Here is a 14,258-nt window from a genome sequence, read left to right on the forward strand (position 1 = left end):
ATAGTAGAGTACTGACTCTTCTTGCTTTGTCCATCTGAATTAGATGGGGGATGTTACTTTAATTAAACGCTTGACTTTCATTCAATTTTCAAAGGACAATCTGTGCTGCCGCTCAATTGGCGACTTTTATAAGATATCATTTATAGCCGCTTCTGTCAACATTCTTCAAACAAATTATTAGCTCAAAATTAGTTGAATGTTGGCTTGGTCTGTTTTTGCGACAATGAATAATATATCACCCTCAAAAATTTTCGTCAATAGATTCCCTGCATTATTTTTTAAAAATGTAACGTTGGTGAAAAATTCCCGGAGTTTTCGAAAATTCAACCACTTTCAGCATAACATCATTCTCTGTAAAGTATTGAAGTAAAATTTCTAAATCTACAAGATACTCATTTACTTCCTGTTCCTTGGAAAGCTCTTCAAAGCTCCATGAGTTTGTTTTCCTGCTCATCACCGAGTATAAATGAGCTTTTCCAATGTGTATTTTTGAACGAATTGCGAATTCAATTGCAATCATTAATAATTCAAGGCGCTTATCAATTGGTTCTTCCCCAACGATGAGCTCATCATAAAGTTTATATGTTTCAGGATCAACTTCTTTAACCTGCTTCCACATCGTCACTTCCGGATAGAGGCCGTTTTCGATAACAGCCAGCCTGGCTAGGTGATGGAGAGAATGTAATATATGATTAAACGCATCTAAATAATGACGTGTGTAATAAAGGGTCTTACCATCTTCAAATCTTCTTATTAATCTGGCAAATTCAATGCCGACCTTTTTCATTCGGTCTTCCTGCGGAAATTCAATAAGTCTTTTCTTTAAATAAGTAATATATTCATTTCGGTTAAAAACAACCTTTCCTTTAAAAAGCCAGTCAATCATTTTTCTATTTTTCCCAGATATCATCCAATAAAACAGCTCATGTTCACGCACCATATATAACGCTACATTCAATCCATCACAGTCATAGTGCTTAACCCTTGATTCTGCTGCATCGGTTACAATCAAGATGATAGCATCAAAAAAATCTGTTAATGATTCCTCCAGGGGCTGCTTTTCTATAAGAAGCACTCCCTTGGTGGTCGGTTCACTGGCCCGTTCCTGATACAAACTCCGCAGAATAGCCTCCATACTCAGGCTGCCCCTTTCTAACACCTTTATCTGTATATTGCTTAAGATGAAATTATTAACACGACTTTAGTTTTCGACAAATTTATTTAAATACCTTTTTGAAATGGATTATTTTTTTCAAAAGCTCAATTGAAAAGGCGGTTCGATTTTGTTTTTGGAGTTTATAAGCTGTCACATATTTTGTTGGCCGGTTATTTTTTCTGATATATTCCTGTGCTATACTAAAGACGCAGGAGGGTTGTACATGGCTTATAAAGCTTCTAACAAAATAAATCGCATCAGAACTTTTGCTTTATCTCTTGTTTTCATAGGAATTCTCATTATGTATGGAGGCATATTTTTTCAATCTTCTCCTATTATAATGACTATCGCTATGCTGCTCGGTTTTTTGTTCGTCCTTGCAAGCAGCGCAACGTATTTTTGGATTGGAATGATTTCCACGAATACAGTGCAGGTGACCTGTCCAGAATGCGGAAAAATAACTAAAGTGCTGGGAAAGGTTGATGCCTGTATGTATTGTGACCAGCCGCTCACCTTAGATCGGAAGCTTGAGGGTAAAGAATTTGATTCTAAATACAATCGCAAAGCAAAAAGCTGAGCTTCGAGGCTCAGCTTTTTTATCGTCTTCTTATTAATTAATGTGCAGAACGTTTACTGCAGTCAGGGCAGCTCCCGTAAATTTCCATCCGATGGTTGTTCACTTTAAATCCGGTTACATGTTCGGCCAGCGTTTCAACTTCATCTAATCCAGGGTAATGAAAATCAACAATTTTTCCACAATCAGAGCAGATTACATGGTAATGATCAGTTGTGACACAGTCAAATCGGCTCGAGGAATCGCCGTATGTTAACTCTTTAACAATACCTACCTCTTTAAAAACTCGCAGATTATTATAAACTGTAGCAACGCTCATATTTGGGAATTTGCCTTCGAGGGCCTTATAAATTTCATCCGCTGTCGGATGGCTCATCGAATCATACAAATATTCCAAAATGGCATGACGTTGCGGGGTCATGCGAACCCTTGTGCTTTTTAAAGCATCAACTGCTTCCAGCAGGCGTTCGTTCGCCATCGTCATGCACCTCACTTTCTTATAAAACAATTCTTACTTTATAATTCTTATAATTAATTTTATCTGATGCACCCCGTTATTGTCAATGAATACTGCAAGCTAAGGCATTTTGCTTCCGAATAATGCTGCATCTTTCGCAGAGAGCACAAACGACGTATAACGATGAGATTTTTCAAGCTTCTTTCCTCTTTTTTGCTCATAATTCGTACATATGCTCTTGAGCTCTGTTTTTAAAGGGTCAATATCTTCATTTTCAACACCAAACAGAAAAGTTGTATTTCCTTTTTTAAGAAATCCACCGCTGCTCGCCAGCTCCGTCATTTTATATCCCTTTTTTTTCATCCCTCTTTCGATTTCAGCAGTGTAGTAATCATTTACAATACATACCATCAGTTTCATTCTTTCCCACCTTTCTTCTATATAAAGATGTTAATAGCCCTTTGTCGTATCTATCTTATTTATATATTCACCATCACCGTTAATGAAAACCTCTAAATTGTTGCTGAAAATTTCCATTGCTCTTGGGAGATAGCCCGGCGATATCCCTGAAATATGAGGTGTAACGGTAACATCATCCCGCCCCCAAAAAGGATGACTGCCCGGTAGGGGTTCTTCATCAAATACATCTAAGACAGCATGGGCAAATTCGCCTCGGTTGAGCGCTTCGATTAAAGCACCTTCATCTACTGTCTTCCCCCGCCCTATGTTTATAAATACAGCTTCTTTTTTCATTGCATGAAACGCATTTATATTCATTATTTTATCTGTATTGTCTGTATGGGGCAGAACAGACACTACAAAGTCTGCCGACGCCAATAATTTATTTAAATCTTCTCTTAAAAACATTTTATCAATATTTTCCACTGCTCTGCCGCTTCGTGAAAAACCTAGTGTATTCATTCCAAAGGCCTTCGCTAGTCTTGCGATTTCCCTGCCGATGGCGCCTGTTCCCAGAATCGCTATCGTTTTTCCGTTTACTTCGGTCATCTCCACTTCGCGGCTCCAGATTTTATGCTTCTCCTGTTCCTTTATTTTATCGGCCTGACGGGCATATTGAAGGATCATAGAAAATGTATATTCAGCCATCGGCTTTTTGTGAATACCCTTTGCATTTGTTACGAGTATACCCTTTTCTGTAATTGCCTTAAAAGGCATCAGATCCATGCCTGCTGAGATAACCATTATCCATTTTAATCGTGGGGCCATGTAAATTTCATTTTCGGTCAGATCTTCCCCATATGTTATTATTACGTCTGTTTGCTTTAAATATTGTTTTGCTTCCTCGACATCTTCACAATAAACAAATTGTTCGTCCGGATATGTTTGGGAAAGCTTATTACGTATATCTTCGTTCAGCTTGTCTGTTGATAGTATCTGCATTTTTCTCCTCCTCAGCCCTGCTCACGAATATACTGGAGTGCGTGATGCGCATGATCCTTCACACGGACCTTTCTCCACTCATTGACCAGTTTTCCAGACTCATCTATCAAAAAAGTCGAACGAACAATACCCATATATTCTTTCCCAAAATTCTTTTTAAGCTGCCACACTCCGAATATTTCTGCTGCTTCATTTTCTTCGTCTGATAACAGCACAAACGGCAGCTGGTGTTTTTCAATAAATTTAGCATGCTTTTTTAGTGGGTCGGGACTTACTCCGACGACTACCGTATTTTCTTTTGCGAAATCTTCGTTTAAATCTCTAAAATCACAGGCTTCTGTTGTACAGCCCGGAGTCATGTCTTTAGGGTAGAAATAAATCAAAACTTTTTTTCCTTTAAAATCTGATAAACGAAACGTTTCATTGGTACTGGCCGGCAGTTCGAATTCTGGAACCTTTTCGCCAATTTTAACTGACATGGCAAACCCTCCTAAGTTATTTCTGTTTCTCTCATGATACAATAAGTACTGCAAATAGTGGAAGGAGGAAGTCAATGATGAAAACTACACTTTCTGAACAGTATTATGAAGAGGCTTGTGAACTCATCGTAGGCGGCGTAAACAGTCCGTCACGTTCTTATAAAGGAGTCGGCGGCGGAACGCCTGTATTTATGGAACGAGGCAGGGGGGCTTATTTTTATGATGTGGACGGAAACCGTTATATTGATTACCTTGCCGCTTACGGTCCTATCATCACTGGCCATGCTCATCCTCACATTACTCAGGCAATCACAGCGGCAGCCGAGAATGGAACATTGTACGGCACTCCTACAAAATTAGAGAATACATTCGCGAAAATGTTAAAAAACGCTATTCCTTCATTAGAAAAAGTTCGTTTTGTAAATTCAGGAACAGAAGCTGTCATGACTACTATTCGAGTAGCACGGGCATACACAGGAAAAAACAAGATCATCAAATTTTCAGGCTGCTATCACGGCCATTCTGATCTTGTTCTTGTAGCCGCAGGCTCTGGGCCAGCTACACTCGGTTCCCCCGATTCAGCGGGTGTGACGAAAAATATCGCTGAAGAAGTTATAACTGTCCCGTTTAACGACGCAAAAGCACTGGAAGAGGCACTCCGTACATGGGGAGACGATGCAGCAGCTGTTCTAGTTGAACCGATTGTTGGTAACTTCGGGATTGTGGAGCCCGCCCCTGGATTTCTAGAAACTGTAAACAAGCTTGCCCACAAATCCGAAGCACTTGTCATTTATGATGAGGTGATTACAGCTTTTCGATTTATGTATGGAGGAGCTCAAAATTTGAAAGGCGTGACTCCTGACATGACTGCTCTCGGAAAAATCATCGGCGGCGGGCTTCCAATCGGAGCGTATGGCGGCAGAGTCGACATCATGGAACATGTGGCTCCGCTTGGCCCTGCATACCAGGCAGGCACAATGTCAGGCAACCCCGCCTCCATAAGCGCAGGCATCGCTTGTCTGGAAGTATTACAGAAAAAAGGAGTTTACGAAAATTTGGAGACACTCGGCCGGCAGCTCGAGGATGGACTGAATATTTTAATTGAAGAATTTAAAATACCAGCTACGGTCAATCGTTTAGTCGGAGCCCTTACTCTATACTTCACGAAAGAAAAAGTAGTAAATTATGAAGGTGCAGAAAACAGTGATGAACAGCTATTTTCATTATTTTTTAAGAACATGCTGCAGCGAGGGATAAACCTCGCCCCATCAAAATATGAAGCGTGGTTTTTAACGACTGAGCATACTTCCGCTGATATTGAGGAAACATTACACGCAGTAAGAGAAACCTTTAAAGTATTGTACAGAGATATGAATAAGGCCAATTAATTACATCAAATTGATTGCTGCGAACTATTTCCGGGAATAAAGAGGATTATGGAGGGATGATAATGAACGAAGATAATAAAAAGCAATTATTTCAAGAACCAATTCGCCTTATGCGCAGCAAATTAGTACCAAAACTTCCAGGATCGGTAAGGAAACAAGTTGAAAGTGAGGTAGAACGACTGGAGGATATCTTTCTCGATGCTCGTTCCCCTCGTTTTGCAATTGTCGGCAGACGAGGCTCAGGCAAATCAACATTCATTAATTCAATTTTTCAGGCACCAGTAGCTGAGATCGGATCTGTAAAAGCACAGACCGGTGAAGGGCAGTGGCTGGCATATAAGAATGAAGATAAAGATGCCGATATGGAAATCCTCGATACACGCGGGCTGGGTGAAGGATCTGCGCCGGCAGAAGCCAGTACGGAAATAGATGCTCTTGAAGAAGTAAAATCTTCTATGAAAGATAAATGTCCAGACGCTTTTTTATTTTTAATAAAAGCAAAAGAAGTCGATTCTAGAATAAACGAAGATATAGCGCAATTAATGGAGCTTAAAAATTTTGTACAAAAACATCATAATTATTTACCGCCAGTCATCGGCATTGTAACCCAGGTCGACGAACTTGATCCGGTGTATAATGCAGAGCCTCCTTACAAAAAGAAAAAATTAAAAAATATTGATGAAGCCGTTGAGCATTTATCCACGAAATTGACAAATAAAATGACCGATGTTGCCGGGGTGCTTCCAGTATGCTCCTATATGGTTTTCGAGGATGAAGAAATTGTTTATGATAGACGATGGAATACAGAGGAAGTGGTTCATTTTTTGCTCGAACATTTACCCGGAAGCACCTGGATGCAATGGGCAAAAATAACCCAGGCTAAGGAAATTCAAAGAAAAATTGCCTTAACAGTGGGAAAAAGTGCTTCAGCAGTATGCGGAGGGCTTGGGGCGCAGCCTATCCCTATTGCTGACCTGCCGGTTATCACGGGGATACAAATATCCATGATAACAAGTATAGCTTATATTTCCGGGAGGGAACTGAACCGTAAATCGATAGCAGAATTTATCGGAGCGATGGGAGTAAACATTGGAGCGGCTTACGCCTTTAGACAGGTAGCCCGTTCATTAAGCAAGGTCGCTTTCCCTGGAGCAGGCCACTTAATTTCCGGCACTGTCGCTTCTATTGCGACATGGTCGCTCTGCAAGGCCGCTATTTCCTATTTTATCGATAAAGAGTCCTCTCAGGAAGCAAGAGCAATCTTTGAAAAAGAAACACACAGGTTGAAGGAAGAATAATAACTTGTCAGCGCTTCCTTATAAAAGGTACTTGTGTTAGCTTTAAGAAAGGTGTATAGTCTCGAATGGCGGCCGTAAGTCGTTGTAAGAAAAAGCGCTCTTTTCTCAGGAGCAAAAGGAAAGGACTCGACGATTTTCATGAAACTAGGGGCACGAATATTTAAAACTGGCCTCGCCATAATTATCGCAATATACGCAGCTGACTGGATCGGCCTTGATCCGGCATTTTTCGCTGCGATTTCAGCGACATTTGCCATTCAGCCATCTATATTTCGTACGTATCAGACAATTTTGGAACAGATTCAGGCAAATTTAATCGGCGCTGCCATTGCAATACTACTGGCCATTACTTTCGGTTTTCAGCCGGTTATTATTGGTGTAGCCGTCATGCTTGCGATTGCGATTATCTTAAAAACGAGACTGGAAGCCTCAACTATCCCTCTTGCACTTGTTACCATTATTATTATTATGGGAAACCCAGAAGAAGGCTTTTTTCTTTTTGCCGGTGAAAGATTTCTGTTAATCATGATTGGTGTGTTTTCTGCTTTTGCAGTAAATTTAATTTTTCTTCCACCAAAGCATGAAACTAAACTGTATTACAAGGTATCCAGCCTTACTGAAGAAGTAATACGCTGGATAAGAGTACTGACTAGGCATGATACGAATCAAAAGTCTTTAAAGGATGATATTGCACGTATTAATGCTGCAGCTTTGAAAGTCGACAACCTATTTATGCTGTATAAGGAAGAAAGGAATTATTTTCTAAAAAGCAAGCTGAGCAAAGCAAGAAAAATAGTGCTTTTTAAACAAATGATAAATACCTTCAAAAAAATATTTGCGATCTTAAAGACACTGGACCGTTCGGAAAATGAAATGCAGCATATGCCTGAGAGGATGCAAAAATTAATTCAGCAGCAGCTCGATCACTTAACCGATTATCATGATAGGATACTCCTCCGCTATATTGGGAAAGTGAATACTCAAATGACAGAGGAAATGGCAGATGAAGTATTTGAGGGAAGAGAATCATTAACTGATTTATTTATGGATTTATATGATCATAAGGAAATTGACCGGGATGAGTGGCTTCACCTTCTCCCCGTCATCTCTCATATCATTGAATACAATGAACAGCTGGAACACCTCGACCGGCTCGTAGATAGTTTTTTCAGTTATCACGATAACACAGTCGAAATAAAGCAATTAGAAGATGATTAAGGGGCTGTATCAAAAGTCTTTTCAAAAAATTTAGTCCCCACTTTGGTCAAAATCACACCAAACCAAGTTATCCCGTACCACTTTTATAGTGATACGGGATTATTTTTGGAAGGACATCAACTGTTTATAATCTTTTGATACAACCCCTGTTCTTACTTTAAGAATCATATTAAGGAACTATTGAACCTGGCAGACATGCCAGGGTATTTTTTAACGTCCGTTTTTATAATTGCTGAACATTGAATAATTTTTGATAGCTTCCCTCTTTATGCATTAGCTCGTTATGAGTACCGGTCTCCATAATTCTCCCACTATCAATTACGACTATTTCGTCAGAATGTGTAATTGTAGATAACCGGTGGGCTACAATAAAAGTAGTTCTGTCTTTAGCAAGATTCCGCATGGCTTCCTGAATTAATTGCTCACTTTCAAGATCTAAGGCTGAGGTAGCTTCATCAAATATGAGCAGAGGTGGATTTTTCAAAAACACTCGTGCAATTGCTACTCTTTGCTTCTGTCCTCCTGAAAGCTTTACCCCTCTTTCGCCGATTGGTGTATCGTACCCTTGAGGCAGCTCCATAATAAATTCATGGGCGTTGGCTGCTTTCGCTGCCTTAATTACTTCTTCTTCCTCCGCTTGTGGATTTCCCATGAGAATATTCATTTTGACTGAATCACTAAACAGGACATTATCCTGTAATACCATGCCTATTTTATCCCGTAGTGTTCGGACCTCGTAGTCTCTGATGTCCTTTCCATCGAGTAGAATTTCTCCTTTATCCACATCGTGAAATCTTGGGATGAGACTGACAAGAGTACTTTTTCCACCGCCGCTCATTCCCACAAGGGCTACGGTTTTTCCTGCACTTACTTTCATGGTTACATCCTTTAATGCAAATTCCATATCTTTTTCATACTGAAAGGACACACTTCTAAATTCTATATCCCCTTTAGTATGGCTCAACGGCACTGCATTGCTTTTATCTTTAATGTCATACTTTTCATCTACAAATTCGAACACACGGTCCATAGAAGCAATTGACTGGGTAAGTGTGGTGGAGGAATTCACAAGTCTTCTGAGCGGGCTGTACAGCCTTTCCATGTAGGATACAAAGGCAACCATTTCCCCCACACCAAGCCCGGATTGGATTACAAAATAACCAGCACTTAAAATAACAATTAATGGAGCAATATCCGTAATTGTATTTACAACTGCAAAAGTTTTTGCATTCCATTTTGTGTGATCAATCGCTTTATCTAAAAAGTAGGTGTTTCTTCTATCAAATTGCTCCTGCTCATAATCCTCAAGAGCAAAACTGCGGATTACATTCATACCCTGTACTCTCTCATGTAAGTGCCCCTGTACATCCGCAAGTGCCTGAGATCTGACTGTTGTTAAATAACGCAGCCTTGAGTAAAAGTATTTTATCGCAATTCCATAGAGTGGAAACAGCGCTACTGCTACAAGCGTAAGCCATGCGTTCATAGTTAGCATGATAATTACTGCAATAAGAATAGTAGCTATATCCAGCCAGATATTCATGAGGCCGGTGATAACAAAGTTCTTTGTTTGTTCCACATCGTGGATTACCCGGGAAATAATTTCACCGGCTTTACGATTTGAATAAAAGCGGAGACTAAGCTTTTGAATATGTGTAAAAAGCTGATCGCGGATATCATACAGTACTTTGCTGCCAATCCATTGGGCAAAATACTGCCTGTAATATTCCACCGGCGGCCTGACAACCAGAAATAGGATAATTGCACTGCCGAGAAGCAAAAAAAGTGAATTCAATTTTTCGCCCGTTGGAATACTGTCATCAAGAATTATATTGTCAATCACATGTGCTAATAAAAGTGGAGTCAGCAAAGGAATCCCAAATTTTAAAACACCAATAATAATAGTTATAATAATGATTTTTTTATAAGGTTTTACAAATTGTAAATATCTTTTAATGCTGCCCAGGATTCATCACCTCAACTAACGAAAAAACAAATAACGTTCGTACCATTGTTCCACAAATTGTGGGTCAAACGGCCCTTTTCTCTGATAAATCCAGGATTGAAGCTCACGGACGGCCTGGTTTATTTTTCTGTCAATTTTTACAGGATAACCCATTTCTTCTTTATGACGCTTGTATTCATCTTCATCAAGCAGATTATAAGTCATATCTGGGAAAATTTTTATATCCAGATCGTAATCAATGTATTTTAATGCTTCCTCATCCCACACAAACGGGGTCCCTAAATTACAATAATAATGAATTCCATCAGCACGAACCATTCCGATTACATTAAACCATTTTTCTCCATGAAAGTAACAGATGGCAGGCTCTCTCGTACGCCAGCTTCTTCCATCTGATTCATGGACAAGTATCCGGTCGTTCCCGCCAACGATTTCCTTTGATGTTCCTTTTAATATAAGGGTTTCCTCCCAGATGCGGTGAAGTGTACCATTATGTTTATAGCTTTGAATTTCAATTGTCCTTCCTGTTTCCGGGAATTCCATGCCCTTCTCCTTCCTGCCAGACGATAAATCTCTATCCTGTTAATTATACATCTACTCATCAATAATTGAAATATTTCGGTTTCTCTTTTCCCATAAATCAAATGTTTTGCCATAAATGTTTTTGGGGAATGCTTTGAAAGAGAAAGGGTTACCTTAAGGAGGAGAGTACAAATGCCCAGAAGAAGAGCAACGGAACGCGATGTGGAGGAGAAGCATATCGAGAAAAGACAGGACAATTCTCGAGTGGCTTCGACATTTATTAAATACGCGGCCTATATCATTATATTTTTTGGATTTTTATGGTTTTTAGTACAATATGTTTTTCCAATGTTTCAATAGCGGGATAAAAAGAGCACCCTTAGAGGGTGCTCCTTTTATGCAGCGACTATAATTATTTTTGGTTTTGCTGCTTTTTCTGTTGGGATTGCTGGTTTTGTTTTTTTACTTGTTGAGCATCTGTTTCGCGTGCAAATTCAGTCTGCTGGTTTTGAGAAGCAGCCTGGTTCTGCTGACGAACCTTTTGAGCATTAGTTTGGGAAGCATTTTGTTGAGCGTTTTGCTGAGCTTGCTGCTGAGCGTTTTGCTGAGCCTGCTGTTGAGCTCTTTGTTGAGCCTGTTGAGCTTGCTGCTGTGCTTTTTGTTGAGCTTGCTGCTGTTGTTGTTGATTTTGGTTGTTATTCAATTTCTTCACCTCCACAACGATTAAGATGCCCTGAATGTGAATTTAATATCCGCAGATTTTTAAAAAAATCATGTTAGTAAAGAAATTCCTCCATCGACAATAATTGTTTGTCCCCTTATCATATATGACTTATCCGAAAGCAAAAACATGACCGTGTCCGCTATATCTTTTGTTTCCACCATTCTTCCAGCGGGAGTCTTTGTTCTGGCTTCTTCAAGAAGCTCATCTCGATTCGGAAAATGTGTGAGAGCGTCCGTATCAACCGCGCCTCCTGAAACAGCATTCACAACTATATTTTTATCTGCCAATTCTACGGCTAAATATCTCGTCAATGCTTCCACGGCAGCCTTTGAAACGCCGACCGTTGTATAATTTTTCAAATATCGCCGGGCTCCCAAAGAGCTGAGGCTGACAATCTTTCCGCCATTGTGCTTTTCCATTAAACGGGCTGCTTGCTGGGCACAGAACAATAATGCTTTGCTGTTGATGTCCATTGTCCAGTTCCAGTGAGTTTCCTCGATTTCCATCACTGGTCTTAACACTCCAGAGGCAGCGTTATTAACGAATACATCCAGGCGCCCAAATGTATTTTCTATTTCGTTGAAAAGTCCGTCAATTTTTTCTTTTCTGCCTACATTTGCTTTAACAACTAAAGCTTTTACACCCTTTTTCTCAATTTCTGCAGCTGTTTCCATGGCAGCTGTTTTACTTCGGGCATAATTAATGACCAGATGGTACCCTTCATCAGCCAGCTTAAGTGCGATTTCTTTTCCAATTCCACGGCTGCTTCCGGTAACAAGGGCTACTTTTTCCATTAAACATCCTCCTGATTTCACATAATTGCTGTCAGTCCATTTCTCATTATAACGCACAAAAAATTCCGGTCCCACAAATATTTATATTATTCATTTATAATATAGGGTACGTACATATTATAGGAAGGACTGATTTAGAATGATCCAGCCAGCTCAGCGTATGCAGCGATTAGCTGCAAGTATATTTACAAACATGGCTGAAAAAAAAGCTGAAAAACTTTCCAGCCTTGAAGATATAATCGATTTAAGTATTGGCAGCCCGGACCTGCCTCCTCCGGATGGCGTTAGAAACCTTTTTTCAGAGGAATCGCTAAAAGAAGATCAATACGGATACTCACTAAAAGGAACACAAGAATTCAACAAAGCCGTCGTTACTTATTATAAAGAAAGATTTCAAATTAAATTAAATGAAAATGAAGTGCTGCAGCTAATGGGATCACAGGATGGTCTCGCCCATCTTGCACTTGCATATTTAGATGCTGGAGATATTCTGATTGCTCCTGATCCTGGATACCCGGTTTATTCAGCCTGCACAAGTCTTGCCGGAGCGGAGTTATATTCTCTTCCGGTAAATGAGGAAAATCATTTCATGCCGGACCTGGATAAAATACCCATTGAAATCGCAAAAAAAGCAAAAATATTTATAATGAATTATCCTGGCAACCCAACCGCAGCCATGGTTACACAGGAGTACTTCGAGAAAGCTGTTTCATTCGCTCTTGAGCACAATATATTAATTGTACATGACTTTGCTTATTCAGAACTTGTATTTACAGACCAAAAACCATTAAGTATATTTCACATACCGGATGCAAGGAAAACGGCCATTGAATTTAACTCTCTTTCCAAAAGTTTCAACATGGCCGGGGCAAGAATCGGTTATGCAGTAGGGTTCCCTTCTTACCTAAAGCCCCTGGCTGATATCAAATCAAATATTGATTATGGTGTATTTTATCCTTTACAAAAAGCAGCTGCCTATGCATTGACGAAGGAATATAAATTTCTGGATGATCACCGATCAATTTACAAAAAGCGAAGAGACGTGTTTTGTGAGAAATTACATGAGTACGGCTGGAATGTAACAATTCCTGATGGCGGAATGTTTATTTGGGCGAGGGTGCCGGGTCATTACTCCTCCTTATCATTTGCTCTAACAGCACTCGATTACGGCGTGGTCGTCACTCCGGGAAACGCTTTTGGGAGCGGGGGAGAAGGATATGTCCGCATTGCTTTAACGAAAGACACAGACACACTGATTGAAGCAGCTAAAAGACTTGGTTCATTAATTAAAGAAGAAAGGGGTAAATAAGAATGAAAGCATTAGTGTTTAATCAATATGGAGATCCTGACGTGCTTGCCATGGCAGAGGTTCCAAAACCTGAAATCAATAAGAAGGAAATTCTAATAGAAGTAAAAGCAAGCGGAATTAATCCTGTGGATACGTATTTTCGAAAAGGAATCCGTGAAGTGAAAAGTTTCCCGCACATTCCCCATTTTGATTTAGCTGGTGTAGTGGCAGAAACAGGCAGTGAGGTAAACAATTTTCAACAGGGAGACCGTGTATGGGCAACAAACATCTCCGGCTCTGCTGCTGAATATACTTCTGCTGACCCTTCCTTTGTTTTTCCACTTCCAGATAATGTTTCATATGAAGAAGGCGCTAGTTTAGGGATCCCTTCGCTGACTGCTCATTTATCACTTTTTAACCGGGCCCGTCTCCATAATGGAGAAAATGTGCTTATTTACGGAGCTTCCGGAGCAGTCGGACACGCAGCAGTGCAGTTGGCTAAAAATGCCGGCGCCTTTGTGATAGGAACGGCAGGCTCGGAAGCTAAAGCCAAAATGGCTCTCGATGCCGGTGCTGATTTTGTTATACGGCATGATCTTGAAAATATTCATGAAAAAGTTAATAACATGACCCAAAATGAGGGACTGGATGTCATAATTGATGTGTCGCTCAGTGAGAATATCAACAGGGATTTAGAGATGCTGCACCCTGGGGGTAGAATTGTAGCTGTCGGTTCACCTAAAAACAACAGTCCAGAACTGCCATGGAGGCTTCTTAATCAAAAGCATGCTTCATTATTAGGTATATTATTATTCACCGCTCCCCCGGAAATTCTTCAAGAAGCTGCTGCAGAAATTAATTTACTTCTTGAAAGCGGCTCATTTTCTCCTCATTTGGGGAAAGTATTTGAAGTTGAACAAGGAGCCTTTGCTCACAAAAGCCTTGAAAACGGGGAGGTCACTGGAAGTATTGTATTAAAAATTTAATGCGGCA

The 14,258-nt window shown here is 40.0% G+C and carries 15 protein-coding genes and 1 pseudogene; 7 read left to right on the forward strand and 9 right to left on the reverse strand.

What is annotated here, in order from left to right:
* Nucleotides 1–271 precede the first annotated feature (271 nt).
* The gene (locus ACE4RR_RS20290) at nucleotides 272–1,135 is read right to left on the reverse strand and encodes a nucleotidyltransferase-like protein (protein ID WP_375537261.1); all 864 of its coding nucleotides are present in this window, start codon (nucleotides 1,133–1,135) and stop codon (nucleotides 272–274) included.
* A 244-nt stretch (nucleotides 1,136–1,379) separates the two neighbouring features.
* On the opposite strand from ACE4RR_RS20290, the gene ACE4RR_RS20295 reads away from it, so the two are divergent.
* Nucleotides 1,380–1,733, forward strand: coding sequence for a YgzB family protein (locus ACE4RR_RS20295; protein WP_375537262.1), 354 nt, complete (start codon nucleotides 1,380–1,382; stop codon nucleotides 1,731–1,733).
* Between the two features lie 37 nt (nucleotides 1,734–1,770).
* On the opposite strand, the gene perR is transcribed toward ACE4RR_RS20295, so the two are convergent.
* The 4 genes from perR to bcp form a co-directional block, all read right to left on the reverse strand.
* Nucleotides 1,771–2,208: a peroxide-responsive transcriptional repressor PerR gene (gene perR, locus ACE4RR_RS20300; protein ID WP_375537263.1), complete on the reverse strand. Its 438-nt coding sequence runs from the start codon at nucleotides 2,206–2,208 to the stop codon at nucleotides 1,771–1,773.
* Between the two features lie 99 nt (nucleotides 2,209–2,307).
* Nucleotides 2,308–2,607: a cyclic-di-AMP receptor gene (locus ACE4RR_RS20305; protein WP_375537264.1), complete on the reverse strand. Its 300-nt coding sequence runs from the start codon at nucleotides 2,605–2,607 to the stop codon at nucleotides 2,308–2,310.
* A 30-nt stretch (nucleotides 2,608–2,637) separates the two neighbouring features.
* Nucleotides 2,638–3,588, reverse strand: coding sequence for a D-2-hydroxyacid dehydrogenase (locus ACE4RR_RS20310; protein WP_375537265.1), 951 nt, complete (start codon nucleotides 3,586–3,588; stop codon nucleotides 2,638–2,640).
* 11 nt (nucleotides 3,589–3,599) lie between these two features.
* Nucleotides 3,600–4,067 (reverse strand): thioredoxin-dependent thiol peroxidase, encoded by a 468-nt coding sequence (gene bcp, locus ACE4RR_RS20315; protein ID WP_375537266.1) that lies wholly within the window; start codon nucleotides 4,065–4,067, stop codon nucleotides 3,600–3,602.
* Between the two features lie 77 nt (nucleotides 4,068–4,144).
* Here bcp and ACE4RR_RS20320 point away from each other — a divergent pair, with 77 nt between their 5' ends.
* From ACE4RR_RS20320 to ACE4RR_RS20330, 3 genes are all read left to right on the forward strand, one after another.
* Complete coding sequence (locus ACE4RR_RS20320) at nucleotides 4,145–5,455, forward strand: glutamate-1-semialdehyde 2,1-aminomutase (protein WP_375537288.1); 1,311 nt, start codon at nucleotides 4,145–4,147, stop codon at nucleotides 5,453–5,455.
* A 62-nt stretch (nucleotides 5,456–5,517) separates the two neighbouring features.
* Entirely contained in the window at nucleotides 5,518–6,753 is a 1,236-nt protein-coding gene (locus ACE4RR_RS20325; protein ID WP_375537267.1) for a GTPase family protein, read from the forward strand.
* 138 nt (nucleotides 6,754–6,891) lie between these two features.
* Nucleotides 6,892–7,971, forward strand: a complete 1,080-nt coding sequence (locus ACE4RR_RS20330; protein ID WP_375537268.1) for an FUSC family protein — start codon at nucleotides 6,892–6,894, stop codon at nucleotides 7,969–7,971.
* A gap of 223 nt (nucleotides 7,972–8,194) precedes the next feature.
* Here the strand turns inward: ACE4RR_RS20330 and ACE4RR_RS20335 are convergent, their stop codons facing one another.
* Both ACE4RR_RS20335 and ntdP read right to left on the reverse strand, forming a co-directional pair.
* Nucleotides 8,195–9,937, reverse strand: coding sequence for an ABC transporter ATP-binding protein (locus tag ACE4RR_RS20335; RefSeq protein ID WP_375537289.1), 1,743 nt, complete (start codon nucleotides 9,935–9,937; stop codon nucleotides 8,195–8,197).
* Nucleotides 9,938–9,952: 15 nt separating this feature from the next.
* Nucleotides 9,953–10,480 carry a nucleoside tri-diphosphate phosphatase gene (gene ntdP / locus ACE4RR_RS20340; protein WP_375537269.1) on the reverse strand — a complete coding sequence of 176 codons (528 nt, stop codon included), beginning with the start codon at nucleotides 10,478–10,480 and terminating at the stop codon, nucleotides 9,953–9,955.
* A gap of 171 nt (nucleotides 10,481–10,651) precedes the next feature.
* Here ntdP and ACE4RR_RS20345 point away from each other — a divergent pair, with 171 nt between their 5' ends.
* Complete coding sequence (locus tag ACE4RR_RS20345) at nucleotides 10,652–10,819, forward strand: hypothetical protein (RefSeq protein WP_375537270.1); 168 nt, start codon at nucleotides 10,652–10,654, stop codon at nucleotides 10,817–10,819.
* A 52-nt stretch (nucleotides 10,820–10,871) separates the two neighbouring features.
* Here the strand turns inward: ACE4RR_RS20345 and ACE4RR_RS20350 are convergent.
* Together ACE4RR_RS20350 and fabL are read right to left on the reverse strand one after the other, a co-directional pair.
* Nucleotides 10,872–11,033: pseudogene (locus ACE4RR_RS20350) on the reverse strand (gamma-type small acid-soluble spore protein); the annotation flags it as partial.
* Between the two features lie 197 nt (nucleotides 11,034–11,230).
* A complete protein-coding gene (gene fabL, locus ACE4RR_RS20355) occupies nucleotides 11,231–11,977 on the reverse strand; it encodes an enoyl-[acyl-carrier-protein] reductase FabL (protein WP_375537271.1) in 747 nt (248 codons plus the stop codon).
* Between the two features lie 139 nt (nucleotides 11,978–12,116).
* On the opposite strand from fabL, the gene ACE4RR_RS20360 reads away from it, so the two are divergent.
* On the forward strand, nucleotides 12,117–13,286 hold the full coding sequence (locus tag ACE4RR_RS20360; protein WP_375537272.1) for an aminotransferase class I/II-fold pyridoxal phosphate-dependent enzyme: 1,170 nt from the start codon (nucleotides 12,117–12,119) through the stop codon (nucleotides 13,284–13,286).
* A 2-nt stretch (nucleotides 13,287–13,288) separates the two neighbouring features.
* Entirely contained in the window at nucleotides 13,289–14,251 is a 963-nt protein-coding gene (locus ACE4RR_RS20365; RefSeq protein ID WP_375537273.1) for an NADPH:quinone reductase, read from the forward strand.
* Nucleotides 14,252–14,258: the final 7 nt, after the last annotated feature.

The sequence above is a fragment of the Alteribacillus sp. HJP-4 genome, assembly GCF_042139015.1.
Lineage (GTDB): Bacteria > Bacillota > Bacilli > Bacillales > Marinococcaceae > JBHIKY01.